This is a genomic window from Chryseobacterium elymi (assembly GCF_003385495.1).
GTDB classification, from domain to species: Bacteria; Bacteroidota; Bacteroidia; order Flavobacteriales; family Weeksellaceae; genus Chryseobacterium; species Chryseobacterium elymi.
The window spans coordinates 193,559-213,752 of the sequence record NZ_QNUH01000002.1 but is presented as its reverse complement, the minus strand read 5'-3'; the positions used below and the strand labels follow the sequence as shown (position 1 = coordinate 213,752).

Here is a 20,194-nt window from a genome sequence, read left to right as displayed (position 1 = left end):
TCAGTATTTTTAAGAAATTCATTTATCAAAAATAACATATATGAAAAGATTTTCCAAGATTTTTATGCTTTTGCTTCTAATGCTGAGCTTTTCTTCTGTTTTGGCGCAAAAATATTACGACGACCAGTGGAAAAAAGTGATTGAAAATAGTGCGAAAGGTGCTTATAAATCTAATCTTCCCATCATTTTAGATATACAAAACCATGCCATGAAAGAAAATAATACCATACAGCTCATCCGTTCTCTTAAAGCGGAATTCAGTATTGTCAACCAAACGGTAGATGATGATAAGAATGATGCTGCTTCCCAATTCTTTAAGAAACTTCAGGAAACGGATTCTAAACTTAAAGGGGAAGGAAAATTAGTATATAATGTGCTTCTGAATGGCTTCTTTATGGCTTCTTATAATCAGAATTCTTGGGAAATAGAAAGCAGGACCAATATCAATTCTCAGGATCTTTCCCAGATCGAAACCTGGACTAAGCTTGACTTTAAAAACTATCTGAAGAAAAGCTATCAGGAACTTGACCCGCAGAAACAGGAGATGAAGAAAATTTCCCTGTCAAAATATAAGGATGTTTTTACAGAAATCAAGGATGTTGCTTATTTCCCGACCGTATATGAATGGTATTCAATGAAAAAGATCAGTTTTCTTTCTGAAAATGGTCTTTTTACAAAAAATGAACTTACTGAGAACAGAACACAGATCAATACTGTTTTTGATGAATTGATTGCCCAGAACAGCGGAAATCCGAAGCTGTATTTCATGAAAGAAAAGCTGACGGAAAACTGTAATTATAATCAATGTAAAGATAAGCTTGAACAGCTTCAGAATCTTTTGAAATCTGATACTGAAGGAGATTACAAAGTGATCATCATGGAAGATATCATGAATGAGCTTCTGGCCAAAAAGAAAGAGAAAGAAGCTTTGGCTATCGCAGCTCAGGCCAGGAATCGGTATCCGAAATCTCCATTCATTGAGAATATAAAAAATAAAGAAAACCAGATCATTAATCCGTTTCTTACCATTAAATACGAACAGCAGACCCAGAATAATCTGCCTATTCATTTTGTAGCAGACCATAAGAATGTAGCGGAATTTTCGCTGAACATTTATGAAGTAAAAGAAGATTTTACAACACTGATGCAGTACGTACAGAATTCTTACAACAATACTTTTGGAAAAGTTAAGAAGAATCTTGTAAGAAAAGAAACCTTCCAGCTTGGCGATTCCAAAGATTATCAGGTTCATAAAACCTCTCTGGAAATAAAACCTCTTCCTTCCGGAATCTACGTTGTAGAATACGCTGTTGCAGGATCTGATGTAAAAGACGGTAATTCCAGACAGAATTTCTATTTCCTTGTTTCAGGAAACAGAGTAATCTATCAAACCAAAACAGACAGAAACCAGCTTTCCAATATACTGAAGCTGGTCAATAGTGAAAACGGGAAGCCGGCAGCGAATGAAAGTCTTACTTTCTATGAATTTGTTGCTAATAAAACTTTAAATAAAATTGACGGAAAAACTGATGCGAACGGTGTTTTTAAATTCCCTTCCACAGACAGCAAAGAATATTACAGAACGTTCCTTATCCGCCAGCCAAAGACCAATGATTTCCAGATTATGCAGGTGTATGGAAATAACGGAAATGCAGAAGACTACAATCCAAATAAGCAGACCCGCACCCTGGCGCAGATCTTTACAGACAGAGCGATCTACAGACCGGGACAGACTGTTTATTTCAAAGTCATCAATACTAAGATAGATAAAGAAATAGAAGCTGTAATTTCAGGCTTAAAACAGAAGATTACACTGCTGGATGCCAACAGTCAGGAAGTTTCTTCCCAGAGTTTTTCAACGAATGATTTCGGATCTTACCATGGAAGCTTTATTCTTCCGAAAGGTCAGCTGAACGGTGTTTTTTACCTGAGAACAGATGAAGGATCTCAGGGTTATAAAGACATCAGGGTTGAAGAATATAAGAGACCGAAGTTTGAAGTGACTTTTGATCCTGTAAAAGAAGAATACAAATACGGACAGACCATCGAGTTGAAAGGAAAAGCAATGATGTTTTCCGGAGTCGCTTTAAGCAATACGACCGTTAATTATGAAATCAAAAAGCATAACATCAGATGGAGATATTTCTGGTGGTATCCGCGTGGTGACGATAATGAAAATTCTATCCTTGGCGAAGCTAAAACAAATGAAAAGGGAGAATTTACAATCCGTCTTGATCTTAAAAAAGATGAAAAGCTGGAAGGAATTCAGATCGATAACTATGAGATCAATGCTTCAGCAACGGATATCAACGGAGAAACGCAGTCGGCCAACACCCAGTTGAAAGTGGCTTCAGTTTCTCATTACATTAAAGCTGACGGTATCAAGAATACGTTCAGTGATGAAAATGTAAAACTGAAAGTAGAGACCCTTAATTACAACGAACAGGATCTTAAAAAATCATATAACGTTAAACTCTCAAAACTAGCAGTACCGAACAGAATCTTTAGAGACAATTTTGCAGCAGAAGTTCAGGACCTTCCAAAATATTCCAGAGAAGAATTCATCAGTAAATTCCCACATGACCTGTTTGACAAAACCGAAGAGACCAAAAACCTTAAAGCGGAAAAGGTGATTTCTGAAAAACAGCAGCAACCGACCACGGAATTGGATTTAGGAAAGCTGGAAGCTGGCGATTATCAGCTTGAACTGTACAATATCGAAGGAAAAGACACCATAAAATCTTCTCAGAACTTCAGTATCTGGGACAAAGGCTCTTTAAAATCTTCACAGAAAACATTCCTGACCGTTATTGAGCCTAAGAATGAATTTTCAAGAGGAGAGAAGGCTAAAGTATATGTGTATTCCGCAGTTCCGGATGCGCTTGTCAACGTATTTGTTCAGGACGGTTCCGGAAAAACAGTTTCAGAAGTGCATCAGCTGAAAAAAGGAGTTTTAGAATACACTACAGATATTCCGAAAGATAAAAACGTGTCAGCATTAAATATCCAGTTCCAGATTGCAGCATTCAACGATGTGCAGACCCAATCTGTGACTTTAAAAATAAAAGACACGGAACAGCCTGTAAAAATAGAAACAGTAACCTTCAGAGATAAGCTGGAACCGAATTCAAAAGAAAAATGGACGGTGAAGGTTTCAGGAAACGAGAAAGAAAAAGTTAATGCAGAAGTACTGGCCAATATGTACGATATGTCATTGGATCAGTTTGCCATGAATACATTTAGCTGGAAGAATTTATATACTCCATTTTCTCTTGTAACTTCTTATGATATCAGACAGTATCTGCTTCAGCAGTATTATCAGAAAAGGCTGAAATATTACAATGGAAGATACGTAGAGATACCGAATTTTAACTGGTTCGATGGTGATATATATCAAATGTATACTCAAATAGAAACAACAACGGGCGTAGCTAATCAGGAAGGGGTGAAAGCTCCGGCATATGCACCACCTCCATCACCTATCGCAAGAGATGGCAGTGCCCGTGAAGTTGTATTAGCGAAAGCAAGTGCGATGAAAGTGAATGCTGCAGGAGTGCAGGATACTGAGGCTGATCAAGCCTTAGATAAAGAAGGTTCAAAAGAAAACCTGGAAAAAGTTCCCGTGCGTCAAAACCTGAACGAAACCGCATTCTTTTATCCTGATCTGAAAACAGACACAGAAGGAAATGTAAGCTTTGAATTCACTTCTCCGGAAGCATTAACCAAATGGAAACTGATGTTCCTGGCTCACACCAAAGATGCCAGGGCAGCAGTACTGGAAAAGCAGGTGGTGACACAGAAAGAATTCTCCGTAACACCAAATTATCCGAGATTCCTAAGAGAAGGCGATGAGCTGAATCTTCAGTCAAAACTTTCTAACCTTACCGATAAAAAATTAAGCGGTTCAGCAGAACTTCAGATTCTGGATGCCTTTACGAATGAAAACATCACTTCTCAATTCGGGATCAGTGCAGGAACGCAGAATTTTAATTTAAATGAAAAAGGAAACAGTGCATTAACATGGAAGCTTAAAGTTCCCAATAATGTATCTTCTATCATTTTAAAAGTAGTGGCAAAAGCAGGAGCTTATTCAGACGGAGAGCAGCAGGCAGTTGCCGTACTTCCGAACAGAATGCTCGTAACGGATGCTGTACCCTTGTTTGTGAAAGAAGGTGAAACCAAGACTTTTGTTCTGGATAACCTTACCAATACAAACTCTGCGACCATCACGAATGTTTCCAATACCCTGGAACTGACCACAAATCCGATCTGGGAAATCATGTTTGCATTACCAAGCCTGAAAAATGATCAGAACAGCTCAGCTGATGTGATCTTCAACAAATGGTTCGCAGATGTACTGGCTTCTGAGATATTCAAAGCCAATCCGAAAATGAAAACTGTTTTCGAAGAATATCAGAACAAAGGGCTGCTGAATTCAAATCTTGAAAAAAATCAGGAACTGAAACAGCTTTTACTGGAAGAAACCCCTTGGGTGCTGGAAAGTAAAAATGAAGGCGAGCAGATGCAGAAACTGGCTCTGTTGTTTGATGCCAATACCATGAGAAATTCAATCAGTCAGGACTGGAGTGATCTTAAAAAGCTACAGAACCCTGACGGAGGATTCTCTTGGTACCCAGGATATCCAAGTTCTTACGGAACATCGCTGTATATCCTTAAAAATTTAGGGAAAATCAATACATGGTTAAAAGATAGTGCGAAAGACTATCAAAGTTCAGATCAGAAAGAATTGGTAACCCAATTAGTCCAGTATGTAGACAATGAAATCGATAAATATTGGAATGTGAAGGATAATATCTGGAACAACTGGGCCATTGATTATCTTGATACCCGAAACTATTGGGAAAAGCAATATCCTTTAAAAGGAAAAGGTGCCTCATTGAAAACATTGTTAAAACAGAAAGCAAAGACAGCGAAAATTACAGATTTCACTTTCTTCGGGCTTCACCGTGCGGCTTTACTGATGAATGATTATGGCTTAAAAGACGTTTCAGATAAATTAATGAACTACCTGAAAGAAACGTCTACCGATACAAAAACTCAGGGCGTTTACTGGAAACAGAACTTAAACGACTGGGGATGGTTCGGATCCAAAGTAGTAAATCATGCAGGAGCTTTAGAAGCGTTCAATACATTAAAGCCTAATGATCAGAAAATGATCGAAGATATGAAGATCTGGCTGATCACACAGAAAGAAGTCAACTCATGGGGAAGCTCAAGAGGAACCTCAGAAGTAATCTTTACGATCTTAAATTCAGGAAAATCATGGACAAGTGCCGAAAGCGACAAAGCAACAATTGTATGGGGTGGAAAAGAATTAGCTCCACAAATCCAGGCAACAGGTTATGTGAAATCAACAGTGAAAACCGATGCAGTAAATAAGAATTTAGGAACTGTTACCGTTACCAAACCAGGTCCGGGAATTGTACAGGGAGGATTGTTCTGGCAATATTATGAGGATTTAGATAAAATCAAATCTTCTGAAAACTATATCTCTATCACCAAGGAACTTTACAAAAAAGTGAAAACAGTGAATGGAGAAGAACTTCAGAAAATTTCAGCGGACACTCCTTTAAAAGTAGGGGATAAAGTAACTGTAAGAATGATCCTGAATACAGACAGAGCCATGGAATTTATTCATATTAAAGATATGCGTGCAGCAGGATTTGAACCAACCGATGCGCTGTCCGGATACCAGTGGAAAAACAGCTTAGGCTATTACCAGTCTACCAAAGATGCTTCCACCAATTTCTATATTCAGTACATGCCGAAAGGAAAATATGTTTTTGAATATGACCTTGTTTCCAATGCCGCTGGTAAATTCTCCAATGGGATCACAACCATGCAGAATTACTATGCACCGCAGATGAATGCCCATACAAAAGGAACCCAAGTTCAGATTTTGGAATGATTTTTGGCTATAGGGAAGTAGTAAAAATTTTTAAAATAAAATAAGATGAAATTTTCAAAAACTTTAATGACGGGACTGATTATGTTTGCAGGTGTAAATGCTTTCGCACAAAAGAAGGCAGAAAAGTTTGAGAAGCTGGAGATTGAGATGTTCCCGAAAGCTAAAGAAGGATTTAAGCAGGTATATATTCAGCTGCCTGTCGCAAAAAACGAAAACGATTTAAAAGTAGAGTTTTTTGTAGGTGCTGAAAAGATGCTGGACTGTAATAAATATTTCCTGATGGGAGAAGTGAAAACACAGGACCTGCAGGGTTGGGGCTACAACTATTACGAAGTAGAGTCGAATGGTGAAGCAGGAGGTACATTAATGGCCTGCCAGGATCAGAAGAAGACCAAGAAATTTGTAACACTTAAGCCTGAGATTGTAAGATACAATAGCAAGCTGCCTTTGGTATTCTATGTACCGAAAGATCTTGAAGTTCGTTACAGAATTTTACGTCCTGATGCTAAAATGAAGTCAGCAGTTCAGAGATAATTTGAATGATCTTTACATAACAAACTCCTCACATTTTGTGGGGAGTTTTTGTTTGTATTAAACAGATATTTTGCGTAAACATTATGTTTTCTCTCGCAGATCAGAATGATTGAGCAGGTTTAATTTTATTTCTCCCAAATATTTCCCCCAAATTTTTATTTGTTACAATAAAAAATCTGCAGAATCTGTGAGAGACTCAACCAATTAAAACATCAAATTTTTAAGAATATATACGCAATCATTTGTGTTATCTGCGAAATCTGCACGAAATAAAGAAAATACCAGTCACACAAATATTCCGTTTTTGATATAGATTATAAAATTTTTTGAAGCAAAACAGCATAATAAAATCCTGACGAATAAAAGAAATTTCAACTTTTTTAATTAAAGCATTCCTCAAATTAAACTTAAACGGATCGGCTATAATCATCATAAATAGAAGGCTGGCATTAAACACTTTTTAAACTTACTTTAAATTCACCATACTGACGAATAATCTTCGTGGTTTTAACAAATTTTTGCATTATATTTGTTATAAACATAAACCATGAAAAACAAATTTTTGATTTTTACGTTTAGTTTTTTTGCTTTTCCTGCTTTTAGCTGGGCACAGTCTGCACCAGACTTCAAAGAACTTTTAGACAGTGCTATGGTCCGGGATTCCGAGCTTAAAATGCAGATGACTCAGAACAAACTCACAGAACTTGACGGGCACAAACTGAAAGACATCTTTCTTCCTACTTTAGAAGTAAGCGGACAGGTCGGATACCTGAATGCAACCGCAAGATTAACATCGCCCGAAATCAATCTGGCACCTTTTATCAATATTCCCGAAGGAAGTTTCAATAATAACCTTAATGTTTCAGGTTTTTCAGGAATTGCTAAAGCAGATGCTAAAATGCTTCTCTACTCTGGCGGAAAAGTAAAATACCTGAAAAAAGCCAATGAAGAAAAGAAAATTTCCGAAGATATTCTCCTGGAAAAAACAAAAGATGATGTGGTAGCCAATATTTCCAAGGCATACGATCAGCTGGCATTGATTCATCAGTCTAAAAAAGTACTCGATGAAAGCAAAAAAAGGCTGGATATCAACCGTAAAACAGCAGATAAAGCTCTCGGTTATGGTCTGATTACGCCATATGACCATAAAAAAATAGAACTGGCACAGGCCACTTTGAATGCTAAAATGGTGGAATATGAAGGCAAAAAAGAGCTTCTTCTTACCCAGCTGTATATCCTGACAGGCATCAATAAAGAGCGTCTCAGAATGATTGATCCTGTACTTTCTCCCGTAGAACTTTTACGGTCAGAAAAAGGAATAGAAGAAAGAGCTGAGGTCCGGGCACTGGAGCATGGAATAACAGCAGCAGATTACAAAATAAAAGCCGAAAGAACCTGGATGATCCCGAAAGTTCAGCTAATGGCATCCGCTTACTATATCGGATTATATGGAAGCCGTATTAAAACTTCAGAAAATGTAATTCCTGCAGTTCCGGCTTTGGGTTATGAAGGCGCAAAACTGGACTGGAGACCTACCAATATCAATATACTTCCATTATTGACGGCTGGAGTCGGCTTTAAATGGGAGATCTTTGACGGAAAAGAAGGAAAACACGCAGAAGAAACCGCAAAAGTGGGAAAAGAAGTCCTGCAGAATAAAAAAGAGGATGCCTTAAAAAAATTAACCCTGAATTTGGCTAACAATCAGACCAACTATGATATTGCCACTGCCCAGATTGCTTTAAAAGCCAAAGAAAAAGAATTGGCCAAAAATGCTCTGTTTCAGGCTGAAAAAGAATTCAGATACGGAATGAGCAAATCTTCACAGCTCATTGATGCTGAAAATGATCTGGAGGTTGCAGAGCTTGAATACCAAAATACCCTTTTCAACCAGAGAAGAGCCGGAATAGAGCTGATGAGATCGACTCAGGAGCTTGATATCGCTAAATTGTATTAATTCCTTACCATTAAAATGATGCATAAAAATATACTCATACTCTTTGCTGTTCTTTTTCTAGTAGGGAGCTGCAGCGAAAAAAAAGAAAATCTGAATGATTCCGAAGGAAAGACCAAAAAAGACGTGATCTCTTTTGCACCTAAAGTCACCGGAAGAATCCTCAAAATATATGTAACGGAAGGACAGACCGTGAAAAAAGGCGATACCTTGGCATTGCTTGATGTACCGGAGGTTTCTGCGAAAATTGCACAGGCTCAGGGCGCGGTGAGTGCTGCAACGGCTCAGGAGCAGATGGCGAAAAACGGAGCTACGGCAGATCAGCTGCGACAGCTTCAGGCTAAATATAAAGGCTTGAGGGAGCAGTATGAATTTGCCCAAAAATCTTTTAAAAGAGCTAATAATATGTACCGTGACAGCCTCATGTCTCCTCAGGCATACGATGAGGTATATGCAAAACTTCAGGGAGCTAAGGCCCAGTATGATGCCGTTGTCGCTGAATTGGATGATGTAAAGAGAGGAACACGAGTAGAAAAAGTGGAAATGGCGGCGGGGCAGGCCTCACAGGCCAAAGGCGCCCTTCAGGAAGCCAATGTAGCCTATTCTGAAAGATATATTATTGCCACCAATGATATGGAAATAGAAACCATCAGCCTGAATACGGGCGAGCTGGCTACGGCAGGTTTTGCTTTATTCAACGGATATATCCCCGAAAGCACCTATTTCAGGTTTACAGTTCCTGAAAGTGCTATTGCCAGATACAAGAAAGGACAGGAGGTGAATATGCAGGTGGTTTATAATAAAGAAACCCTCACCGGAACCGTTGTATACATCAAACAGCTCACAAGATATGCGGATATTACAACCGCTTATCCTGACTATCAGCTGCAGGATGCGGTTTACGAAATCAAGGTAAAGCCTGCAGATATGAATAAGGCCAAAAGTATATTGGTGAATGCTAACGTTATCCTGAAATAACCATGAAAGAATTTTTTCGGCTTTTAAAACGGGAATTCAAGCTTTTTATCGGCAATTCTACCCTAAGAACCGTGTTTTTTCTGGCTCCGGTATTCTATGCCACATTGCTGGGTTTCGTCTATAAAAGCGGAAAAGTGGAAAATACTCCGGTTCTTGTCATTGACAGAGATAATACCCCTTTATCCAGTCAATTGACAGATATGCTGGATGATAATAAAAGCATCAGCATCATTAAATATGCTCAGGAACCTTTAAGCATAAAAGATGAGGTGATCAGGCATGAAGCAGCAGCTGTGGTTATCATTCCATCCAGGTTTGAAGCAGAAATGCTTCAGAAAAAATACCCCGAACTGAATGTATACATCAATACGGGAAACGTCCTTACCGCTAATTTTGCCTCCAAAGCACTTCAGCTTACCATTGGAACATTTTCTGCCGGAGCATCAATCAAAGCTTTACAGAAAGCCGGAATGCCCGCTACAAAGGCAGCGACACAATATGAGCCATTCAAAGCCAATTATATCACTCTCTTCAATACCACCGGAAATTATCTGATCTTCATGTGGCCGGCGATGCTGGCTGTAGTTCTTCAGCAGGTTATCCTCCTTGCAATGGCTGTAAGTTTTGCTGCTGAATTTGAAAGAGGTTCCTTTGCAAAAGAATACCTGAAGATGAAAAAATGGGCTTTCCCGATTATGTTGATCAAAGTCATTCCGATCTGGGCTTTCTCCATTCTTATTGTCGGTGTCTATTACTTTATGCATATGATTTTTCGGGTTCCAATGCCTGAAGGAATACTCAATTTTATTCTTCTGACAGCAGTATTTGTTGGCTCCGCTTCATTTTTAGGCGTATTAATCAGTATTCTTATTCCGGATGCATTGAAAGCTACCCAGATTCTGATGGTTATTGCTTCACCGGCATTCATCATCAGCGGATTCACATGGCCGTTGAGCGCAATGCCTGCTTTTGTTCAGATGATTGCCAACATTATTCCCCTGACTCCTTTCCTGCAGGCTTTTAAAATTTTACTTATCCAGAAAGGCTCCGTAGAGCTTACATTTCCCTATTTAAAGCATTTAAGCATTTTACTTCTGGTTTATGCTGTTCTTGGCTGGATTGCCTTAAAGATTAAGCTTTGGTTTGTTTTTAAAGATACAGGTTCTGAAGAAGTAGAGGAGGTTGTAGAGCAGTTATGAGTTTCGGGGTATGGTTTCGCGATACAGGAAACGGGTTTTGACTGTTGAAATATAACAAACTTAAAAATAGCTAACCTCACCACCCGACAATCCGCATCCCGTAACTCACATTATAAATACGACACCGTTTTTTTCATTATCCTGTAAAATCAAAGGAAAAAACTGATATATTTGCTTTCAGATAATTAGACATATTATGGAAAATGTATTTGATGCAAAAGATGCTCAGAACTATATTGACAGGATAAATAAGCTGGTAGAGGATACCCATGGCTTATGGGGAAAAATGACGGTTGATCAGATGCTTGCCCATTGCAGTGTATCCTATGAAATGGTATATGAACCTGAAAAGCATAAGAAGCCGGGATCTATTGCGAAATTTATCTTAAAGACCTTTGTAAAGCCTAAAGTCGTTGGCGAAAAGGCTTATTCAAGAGATTCTCCTACAGCTCCCCAGTTCTTAATTACCGGAAGGAAAAATTTTGATGAAGAGAAGAAAAGACTGATCGGTTTCATCCAGAAAACACAGCAGTTGGGTGCAGAAGCTTTCGATGGAAAAGAATCATTTTCTTTTGGTAAATTAACTTCGCAGCAATGGAACAATATGTTTGCCAAGCACCTGAATCATCATCTTTCCCAATTTGGCGTTTAAATATTACACATTATGAAAAAACTTTTATGGATCCTCATTCTTGCCTGCAATTTTGCATGGGGGCAGATGCCGGATATTTCAACCGTATGGCTTAACAACAGCAAACCTTATATCGGAACAATAGGAGACCGTGGACAGGAGCTGAAACTCAAGGTCAATATTTCCGAACAGAATAAAAAAAACGACCAGGAATATTTTATTTCCGGCTATTCTCTTGTGAATGACAACTATGCGAAGTACGAAGGTAAAATAATCATTACAAAGTATAAAGATGCTAAAAGAAAAGGGGTCGTATTTGGAGATTATGAGCTTGCAGAAGAACCCAAAGGAAAACATTCCGGTATTTTTAAAGGTAAATTTATTTATACCTTCAAATGGAATAAAAAAACTGAAAAAATAGAAGGTCAGTATATAGAATTTATTGGAGATTGGAAAAGTTATGACGGAAAACTGGACTTCAAAACCCGTTTAAAAAATCAATAACCATGTTAAGAAAAATACTGGCTGTGCCGGCTGGGCTCATTGCAGGCATTATCTGTATTACCATCATAGAAAAAATAGGCCATCAGCTATATCCGCCTCCTGCCGGAGCCGCAAGCGGAGATATGTTGGCAATGAAAGAGTATGTTGCCCATGCTCCTTTTATGGCATTGTTCTTTGTGATCATTGGATATGCGCTGGCAGCTTTTGTTTCAGGATTAACAGCCTCAAAAATTTCCAATAACGGAAAGCATACCGCAGCAGTGATCTGTGGAATTGTTTTTTTGCTCATTACGATTTATATGATGGTTTCTCTGCCTACTCCAATCTGGTTTTGGATCTTAGGAATTCTTGTATGGGGACTGGTGTTTGCAGGAAGTAAATTAGCTTTAAAAAATAAAATACACCTATGAAATTAGGAGCATTCTCAATCAGTTTAAGTGTAAAAGATTTGCAGAAATCTAAAGATTTTTACGAAAAACTAGGCTTTTCCGCTATGGGTGGAAATATGGAGCAGAATTATCTCATCATGAAGAACGGAAGCACCCTGATCGGTCTTTTTCAGGCCATGTTCGATGGAAATATGCTTACCTTCAATCCGGGATGGGATGAAAATGCCCGGAACCTGGAATCTTTTGATGATGTTCGTGACATTCAGAAACATTTAAAGGAAAATGGAGTGGAGCTTGAAAAAACAGCAGATGAAACCACTTCAGGACCAGAACATATTTTCCTGAAAGATCCGGACGGAAATATGATCTTAATTGACCAACACAGATAATCAAAGTCTATGAGAATATTAAAAAGAATTATCCTTGTCCTTGCTTCTATCCTTATCTTATGGATGGTAGTGGCTGCTCTTGTTTCAGGAGACTGTGTCTATGAAAAATCAATCACGATTAATGCACCGGTTGAAAAAGTATGGCAGCAGACCAATACATTAAGAGCTATGGACCAGTGGAGTCCCTGGAATGATCTGGATCCCGGAATGAAAAAAGACTGGACCGGAACTACCGGGCAACCCGGCGAAAGAGTATGCTGGGACAGTGAAAAAGATGTTGCCGGAAAAGGATGTCAGGAAGTAAAGAAAGTGGATGCAGCAGGCAAAAGAATAGATACGGAGATTAAATTTTTAACACCGTATGAAAGTGAAGCCAATGCCTACGTGAAAATTGTTACGGAAGGCAGTGGTAGCAAAGCCACCTGGGGATTTACCTCAAAAATACCCTATCCTTTCACAATAATGAAATTGTTTATGAATATGGAAGATGCTATTGGAAAAGATTATCAGAAAGGACTTTTCAGGTTAAAAGAATTATCTGAAAAACCTTAAACATAAAATCATTAAAACTTAACTCATAAAACACAATCAATGGCATCAGTAAACGTTTATTTAACATTTAATGGAAACTGCAGAGAAGCATTTGACTTCTATAAATCAGTTTTCGGAGGAGAATATCCTTACATCGGAACTTTCGGGGAAATGCCTCCCATGGAAGGCAAAGAAACTCCCGAAGAAGATAAAAACAAAATTATGCACATTTCTCTTCCAATTTCAAAAGAAACAATTTTAATGGGAAGTGATACAGGCGGCGAATGGTCTTCCAACTTTAAAGCAGGAAATAATTTCTCTATTTCCATCAATGCAGAATCTAAAGAAGAGGCTGATAAGTTATTCGGCGGACTTTCTTCTGGTGGACAAGTAACAATGCCTATGGCAGATACTTTCTGGGGAGCATACTTCGGAATGTTTACCGATAAATTCGGGATCAACTGGATGGTTAACTATGATGATCCTGCCAAAATGCAGCAGCACCCTTAAGGTTTATATTTTGTATACGAAAGTATAGTTAAAACTAACCGGCGGAGATATCTGCCGGTTTTATTATATAATATATTTATTTCAAAAAAGCTTAATTTTGAATAAAGTGTCGGAAGATGAGACCGAAATATGAACGATTAAAACAAATAAAAAAACAAAGATGAAATTTACAATTGAACAGGTTAAAGCAGAGCACCAAAAAGTAAAAAGCGGCGCAGATTTTCCAAAGTATATCCAGGCCATAAAGAATCTTGGTGTTTCCAGGTACACCGTATATGTTACCGACGGGAGTACACAATATTTTGACACGGATAACGAAACAGTACAGGCTGGAAAGAAGTATAATGACCTTACCGTTTCAGAACATCTGAATCTTGATCAGTTTAAAACAAGGTTAAAACTTCACCAACAAGGTGGAACAGATTATCCCACATTCTGCAGCGACTGTGCAGAGAACGGAGTAAAAGGCTGGAAAATGGATCTTCATGCCATGACATGCACTTATTTTGATACAGAAGACAATGAGATTCTGATAGAGCAGGTTCCCGGCTAGCGTAATTAGCAGCATGCCTACAGCTTAATGCCTATTACTTAGAGCCTAAAGCATTTATTGTTTGTCATTATTGATTTAAATTATTAATTTTGTTTTGTACGATAGATAATAGTAATTGAATAACATGAGAAAGATCTTTACGAAGTTGATATTTACAGTATTGAGCCTTGGATCAATAGCGACATTTGCACAGAAAAATGATATAGGAGCATGGTATATGTATTTTGGAAATAATAAGATCAGCAAGAAGCTGAATTGGCACAACGAAATCCAGTACCGGAATTTTGATGCAGTAGGGGATCTTGAACAGCTGTTGATCCGTACCGGAATTGGATATGACCTTACGGAAAACAACAATAATATTTTGTTGGGTTACGGTTTTATTTTGAGCCAGCCCTATGTAAACGGAGAAAAAAAAGAGAATATTGAACACAGGATCTTCCAACAGTTTATTACAAAGCAGAAGTTCGGTCGTTTTAACCTGCAGCACAGATACCGGCTGGAAGAACGTTTTCTTCAGGATGATTTCAGGATGAGATTCCGTTATATGATCGGGCTCAATATACCAATCACCCAAAAAGAAATGCTCCCAAAATCCTTGTATGCTTCAGTATATAATGAGATCTTTTTACATGTTGACAGTCCGGTTTTCGACAGAAACAGGGTATATGGAGCTTTAGGATATGTTATCAATAAAAATATGCGGATAGAAGCCGGTTATATGAACCAGATTCAGGAAAACAGAAACCGCGGGCAGATCCAGATCGGGTTTTATAATAATATTCCTTTTAATAAAAATTAATACTACAGTCTATGCCGGATGCCTTGATGAAGAAGAAAACTGTTAGTTAGAAAAATAGAATCAACAGACCAAAAAATAAATAAACACATATGCATTCAGGGAAAAGATTTGGGGCGCTTGAGTTTGCCACCTGGACAAGACGAAGTATCTATGTTTTAACGATACTGTCAGCGATACCTACGCTATTATACTTTTTAGGCTGGAAATTTGTTTCTGTTCCCTGGCAGCCGATTGCCATTCTGGGGACCGCGGTAGCTTTTATTGTGGGCTTTAAAAACAATGCCAGCTATAGCAGACTTTGGGAAGCCAGGCAGATTTACGGTGCCATCATTAATGACAGCCGCAGTTTCGGATATATTCTGAGAGATTCTCTTTTTGTAAAAGATCCCCAAAAAGTAAAAGAGATGTTTCTCCGCCATTATGCATGGCTTACGGCACTCCGTTTTCAGCTGAGAGAGCCAAGAGCCTGGGAGAATATGGGAACTGCACAGTACGATGAATATTCTAAAAAGTATGATATCCCGGAAAGACTCAGCAAGTTGGATGATGAGCTGAAAAACTATATTTCCGAAACCGAGCTTCAATACATTTTAAGCAAAAAAAACAGGGCAACACAGCTGATGGCCGGTCAGAGCAAAGAATTGTCCGAAGCCTATGCCAGGGGAGATATCAACGATTTTCAATGGACACAGATCAATCAGCAGTTGGTAAAATTTACAGATGACCAGGGAAAAGCAGAAAGGATCAAGAATTTTCCCTATCCGAGAAACTTCTCATCTATTACAACATATCTTTTGCTTCTGTTCATTCTTTTCGTCCCTTTTGGATTACTGAAAGAACTCGATAAACTAGGAGAAGGAACTGTTTTGGAAGGCTGGACGATATGGTTCAATATTCCGTTTTCACTGATGGTAACCTGGTGTTTCCATACACTGGACAGTGTGGGTGAAGCTTCCGTAAACCCTTTTGAGGGAAGCCCGAACGACGTGCCCATCACCCAGATCAGCCGCACCATAGAGATTGATATGAGAGATATGCTGGATGAATCTGATCTTCCGCCGGCCATTATCCCAAAGAATAATATTGTACTTTAAAACAAAAGTTCGTTTAAGTATAAGCTGTTAATTAGTTTGATACTATCTCTTAAGCAGAATTCCAACTTAATAAAAAGGAAAAAGGATAAAAAGTAAAAAGCATAGCTGAAAATCTTTGATTTTATTGAGTCTTAAAAAACAATCCAATATTTAAAAACCTTAATACCTTCGATAACCAACTATAAAGTTCAGTTTATCTGAAAGTTGGCGTCTTAAGTTTAACCAAGCTAAAAAACAACTTAAAAAAACAATTCAAAATGATTCACAATTATGTTATCATATCCATTGCGGTCCTTTTGTCTGTAATGATATTGGTGATGATAGGGCAGAAGCTGAAAGTAGCTTATCCCATTTTCCTGGTTATTGCTGGTCTTTTGATCAGCCTTATCCCCGGAATGCCACATATTGAAATAGAGCCAGATCTTGTATTCCTGATCTTTCTTCCCCCGATTCTTTTTGAGGCCGCCTGGTTTACCTCGTGGCAGGATTTTCACAAATGGAGAAAACAGATCTTTTCTATGGCTTTCGGGCTTGTATTTCTAACGTCAGTAGTTGTGGCTTATCTTTCATCTTCCATTATTCCGGGACTTACTATTGCCATGGGTTTTCTGCTTGGAGGGGTGAATTCTCCGCCTGATGCGGTAGCGGCCACTTCAGTGCTGAAGCATATGAAGATCCCCAAAAAGATCACCAGTATTCTGGAAGGAGAAAGTCTCATCAATGATGCTTCCAGTCTAATTGTATTTAAATTTGCTTTAGCCGCAGTCATTTCAGGGCAGTTTATATGGAGAGATGCCATCCAGGATTTCTTTCTGATGGCCATAGGCGGAGTTGCAGTAGGAATAGCTGCAGGACTCCTGTTTGGAGCATTATTGAGGATCATTCCTTCCAATTCCAATATTGATACAGTGATTACGTTGATTGTTCCGTACATCATGTATGTAGGAGCAGAGCATTTCCATTTTTCAGGAGTACTGGCAGTGGTTGCAGGTGGTCTTTTGATGTCGTATAATTCACATTGCTACTTAAGCCATACCTCAAGAATACAGTCCGGAAATGTCTGGAGTGTACTTATATTCCTTATGAATACCATTATTTTTATTCTTATCGGTCTTGAGCTTCCGGTGGTCGTTGCCGCTATGAAAGATTACACAATTTCAGAAGGAATCTTTTACAGCCTTGTAATTGGTGGGGCTATTATTTTTACCAGAATATTGTACAGTTATGCTGTCATGTATTTTCCGAGGCTCTGTTCAAAAGAATTAAGGTTAAAAGTTCCCAAACCGGACTGGAGGGAACCCTTTATCATCAGTTTTGCAGCCATGAGGGGAGTGGTTTCGCTGGCTGCTGCACTGTCAATTCCTGCTTTTTTACCCAATGGAGAAGCTTTTCCGCATCGTAACATTATTTTATTCGTAACTTTCGTTATTATATTGATCACACTGGTAGGACAGGGACTTCTCTTGACTCCTCTCTTAAAATGGTTAAAAATAGATGATGCGGGAAGCGAGTTGCCTGAGGAAAAACAGGAAGTGATCCTTATGCGTAAGCTTAAAGAAACAGCACTGCACAAAATGGAAAATGATTTTTCCGACCTGGCAGAAAAAAATACGTTGGTTCGCCACCAGAAACACAAGCTGGAAACTGAAATGATGCTGATGGCAGATAAAGCTCAATGTATGGCGTCTACGGGAGATTATGTCAATGCGATCAATGAAAATAAAGAGGTGCTCCGCCAAATCATTCAGGCACAGAGAAACGAGCTGCACAGGATGAAAAAAGAGAAAATATTTGATGATCACGTCATGAGAACCATTGAAATGCAATTGGATTTTGATGAAGCAAAGATTACTGGTTTCTCCCACAGTTAAATTATAATACATCTGATAGTATGAATACACCAATCACTGTTCAGTATAAAATAAATGTTCCGGCAGAAAAAGTCTGGAAAGCATTGACTGATAAAAAAGAAATGAAATTCTGGTATTTCGATATCCAGGATTTTACCCTGGAAGCAGGAAAAGAGTTTAATTTCTATGAGTCCGGTGAAGAAAAAAAATATCACCACCAGTGCCGGATTCTGGAAATAATCCCTAATAAAAAATTAATACATACCTGGTCATATCCTGAACTGTCAGATGCCGTAACTACTGTAGCATGGGACCTTCAGAAAGAAGATATTGGAACTTTGGTAACGCTGACTCATGATCATGTTGAGGGCTTCGATGGTTTGGGCGAAAACTTTTCAAGGAAAAGTTTTACCGAAGGCTGGAATGGAATTATAGGAAAGAATATGAAAGAATATCTGGAAAAATAAAGATATGGTTGAACTGCAGATTTTTAAAGCAGAAGATGCCCCTGAACTGATTTCTAAAATAAAAGATAAAAGAGCACTTCTTCAGTTTGCCGGTCCGGCCTATCATTTTCCCCTGACAAAAGAACAGCTGGAAAATGATCTGGAAAACGAAAGCCGATTCATGTTCAGGGTTTTTGACAGAACAGAGCAAAATGTAATTGGGCATGCCCAGATTTTTTTGAAAGAAAATACTTTTTTGCTTGGAAGAATTCTGATCTGGGATGAAAATAACAGAGGGAAAGGCTATGGAAGGAAAATCGTACAGGAACTGCTGAAATATGGCTTCAGCCATTTTGATAGAGAAAAAGCCGAGCTTAATGTGTACGACTGGAATACCGGAGCCATTGAATGCTATAAAAAAGTAGGTTTTGAACTTGATCCGGATGTTATGAGTGAAGTCAGTATCGATAATGAGCTATGGCTTTCCGTTAATATGAAAATTAATAAAGATAATTTTGAATCTTCTTAAACAATAACAACATTTGTAGTGCTACGCCCCTGAAAGATTTAAGCAAAAGTAAATCTGCTGTGAGATCAGACTTTTAAATAGGATAGAAGGGAGCCTGCGGTGTATGGAAACAGTGATTATATATTACAATTCGTTCAGCCTGTTGATAATATTGGCAATACGGAATAAAATTTGCTATTTTTGGGGAAATATTTAGAAATTCAATGAAAAAGAATATAATAGTAGGTTTAGCAGTGGTTTTGATGTTGGCGTCTTGTAATAAGGATGAAAAAATACTGAACACGCTGAATGAGTATAATAATTCAATGGTAGAAAAAGGATATCATTTCGGTGATAAACTTGAGCTTCCGAAAGAGGTGATGGAAAATGCAGAAAGCATCAGTATCAGCTTTGGAGACAAAGAAACTTCAAGTTTAACTGTTGATCCTAAATTCTTTACTTTGGGTGACAATGCCGTTACTTTTAACATTAAAACAAAAGGCGGAAAAACCCTTAATCAGGATGCAACCATCAATGTATTTGCAAAAAATCCTGAAAAAAACATTCCTTATCAAATCATAGCTGAATACCCGCACGATCCAAAGAATTTTGTACAGGGCTTCCAGATCGAAGGAAATACAATCTATGAAAGTGATGGACAGAACGGTTCTTCACAAATCCTGAAATATACATTGGGAACTACAACTCCATTAGCTTCTACAAAACAGGCTCAGGAAGATTTCTCAGAAGGAAGCACCATTGTAGGTGATAAAGTATATCAGCTGACGTGGCAGAGCAAAAAAGGCTATATCTATGATAAAAGTTCTTTAAAGCTCCTTTCAGAATTTGCTTACCCGAATGTTTTGGGTGAAGGCTGGGGACTTACCTATGACGGAAAAAATCTGATCGCATCAGACGGAAGCAAGCTTTTATACTTCCTTGATGTTAACGACCCTTCAAAATTGATCAAATATGTTGCAGTGGCAGGAAGCTCACAGATCTATGATCAGCTGAACGAGCTGGAATACCACAATGGATTTATCTATGCAAATGTATGGCAGAAACCTGTTGTGTTAAAGATTAATCCTGCAACGGGAGAAGTAGTAGGTACGTTTGACTTTACAGACATTGCAAGACAGAATACCAAAGGAAGTGATGACGTATTGAACGGTATCGCTTTCAAAGGTGATAATATGCTTGTAACAGGCAAAAACTGGCCGAAGATTTATGAAGTTCAGATCAAGTAATCCGAATTAAGATTTATCTATAAAAACAGCGTTCCTCAGGAGCGCTTTTTTTCACTAAAGGACTGGATTAAAATGGATATGATTGCTATTAAATAAATCATTTTTTTAATTTAAATAAAAGTGTGTAAATTGCCGACGTTCCGCAT

At 38.3% G+C, this 20,194-nt stretch carries 18 protein-coding genes; all 18 read left to right on the top strand.

From position 1 onward, the window contains the following. The first annotated feature begins 40 nt into the window (after positions 1 to 40). Positions 41 to 5,929 (top strand): alpha-2-macroglobulin family protein, encoded by a 5,889-nt coding sequence (locus tag DRF60_RS03385; RefSeq protein WP_116010715.1) that lies wholly within the window; start codon positions 41 to 43, stop codon positions 5,927 to 5,929. Between the two features lie 45 nt (positions 5,930 to 5,974). Further along, positions 5,975 to 6,463 carry a serine protease inhibitor ecotin gene (eco, locus tag DRF60_RS03380; RefSeq protein WP_116010714.1) on the top strand — a complete coding sequence of 163 codons (489 nt, stop codon included), beginning with the start codon at positions 5,975 to 5,977 and terminating at the stop codon, positions 6,461 to 6,463. Positions 6,464 to 7,010: 547 nt separating this feature from the next. Beyond that, positions 7,011 to 8,420 (top strand): TolC family protein, encoded by a 1,410-nt coding sequence (locus DRF60_RS03375; RefSeq protein WP_116010713.1) that lies wholly within the window; start codon positions 7,011 to 7,013, stop codon positions 8,418 to 8,420. 18 nt (positions 8,421 to 8,438) lie between these two features. Further along, a complete protein-coding gene (locus tag DRF60_RS03370) occupies positions 8,439 to 9,395 on the top strand; it encodes an HlyD family secretion protein (protein WP_116010813.1) in 957 nt (318 codons plus the stop codon). Positions 9,396 to 9,397: 2 nt separating this feature from the next. Then, on the top strand, positions 9,398 to 10,594 hold the full coding sequence (locus tag DRF60_RS03365) for an ABC transporter permease (protein ID WP_116010712.1): 1,197 nt from the start codon (positions 9,398 to 9,400) through the stop codon (positions 10,592 to 10,594). Positions 10,595 to 10,790: 196 nt separating this feature from the next. Further along, complete coding sequence (locus tag DRF60_RS03360) at positions 10,791 to 11,246, top strand: DUF1569 domain-containing protein (RefSeq protein ID WP_116010711.1); 456 nt, start codon at positions 10,791 to 10,793, stop codon at positions 11,244 to 11,246. Between the two features lie 12 nt (positions 11,247 to 11,258). Further along, positions 11,259 to 11,729 (top strand): hypothetical protein, encoded by a 471-nt coding sequence (locus tag DRF60_RS03355; protein ID WP_116010710.1) that lies wholly within the window; start codon positions 11,259 to 11,261, stop codon positions 11,727 to 11,729. A gap of 2 nt (positions 11,730 to 11,731) precedes the next feature. Beyond that, the gene (locus DRF60_RS03350) at positions 11,732 to 12,139 is read left to right on the top strand and encodes a hypothetical protein (protein ID WP_116010709.1); all 408 of its coding nucleotides are present in this window, start codon (positions 11,732 to 11,734) and stop codon (positions 12,137 to 12,139) included. Next, the gene (locus tag DRF60_RS03345; protein ID WP_116010708.1) at positions 12,136 to 12,507 is read left to right on the top strand and encodes a VOC family protein; all 372 of its coding nucleotides are present in this window, start codon (positions 12,136 to 12,138) and stop codon (positions 12,505 to 12,507) included. Before DRF60_RS03350 ends, DRF60_RS03345 begins: the two co-directional genes overlap by 4 nt. Before the next feature lie 9 nt (positions 12,508 to 12,516). Continuing rightward, positions 12,517 to 13,059: an SRPBCC family protein gene (locus tag DRF60_RS03340; protein ID WP_116010707.1), complete on the top strand. Its 543-nt coding sequence runs from the start codon at positions 12,517 to 12,519 to the stop codon at positions 13,057 to 13,059. Between the two features lie 39 nt (positions 13,060 to 13,098). Further along, on the top strand, positions 13,099 to 13,548 hold the full coding sequence (locus tag DRF60_RS03335) for a VOC family protein (RefSeq protein ID WP_116010706.1): 450 nt from the start codon (positions 13,099 to 13,101) through the stop codon (positions 13,546 to 13,548). A 160-nt stretch (positions 13,549 to 13,708) separates the two neighbouring features. Then, entirely contained in the window at positions 13,709 to 14,101 is a 393-nt protein-coding gene (locus DRF60_RS03330) for a DUF1398 domain-containing protein (RefSeq protein ID WP_116010705.1), read from the top strand. Positions 14,102 to 14,225: 124 nt separating this feature from the next. Further along, positions 14,226 to 14,903 (top strand): DUF2490 domain-containing protein, encoded by a 678-nt coding sequence (locus tag DRF60_RS03325; RefSeq protein WP_116010704.1) that lies wholly within the window; start codon positions 14,226 to 14,228, stop codon positions 14,901 to 14,903. An 89-nt stretch (positions 14,904 to 14,992) separates the two neighbouring features. Further along, a complete protein-coding gene (locus tag DRF60_RS03320; protein ID WP_116010703.1) occupies positions 14,993 to 15,997 on the top strand; it encodes a bestrophin family protein in 1,005 nt (334 codons plus the stop codon). A gap of 257 nt (positions 15,998 to 16,254) precedes the next feature. Continuing rightward, on the top strand, positions 16,255 to 17,868 hold the full coding sequence (locus DRF60_RS03315; RefSeq protein WP_116010702.1) for a Na+/H+ antiporter: 1,614 nt from the start codon (positions 16,255 to 16,257) through the stop codon (positions 17,866 to 17,868). Between the two features lie 20 nt (positions 17,869 to 17,888). Next, a complete protein-coding gene (locus DRF60_RS03310) occupies positions 17,889 to 18,314 on the top strand; it encodes an SRPBCC family protein (RefSeq protein ID WP_116010701.1) in 426 nt (141 codons plus the stop codon). Positions 18,315 to 18,318: 4 nt separating this feature from the next. Further along, complete coding sequence (locus tag DRF60_RS03305) at positions 18,319 to 18,822, top strand: GNAT family N-acetyltransferase (RefSeq protein ID WP_116010700.1); 504 nt, start codon at positions 18,319 to 18,321, stop codon at positions 18,820 to 18,822. Between the two features lie 203 nt (positions 18,823 to 19,025). Further along, positions 19,026 to 20,048, top strand: a complete 1,023-nt coding sequence (locus DRF60_RS03300) for a glutaminyl-peptide cyclotransferase (RefSeq protein WP_116010699.1) — start codon at positions 19,026 to 19,028, stop codon at positions 20,046 to 20,048. The last annotated feature ends 146 nt before the right edge of the window (positions 20,049 to 20,194 follow it).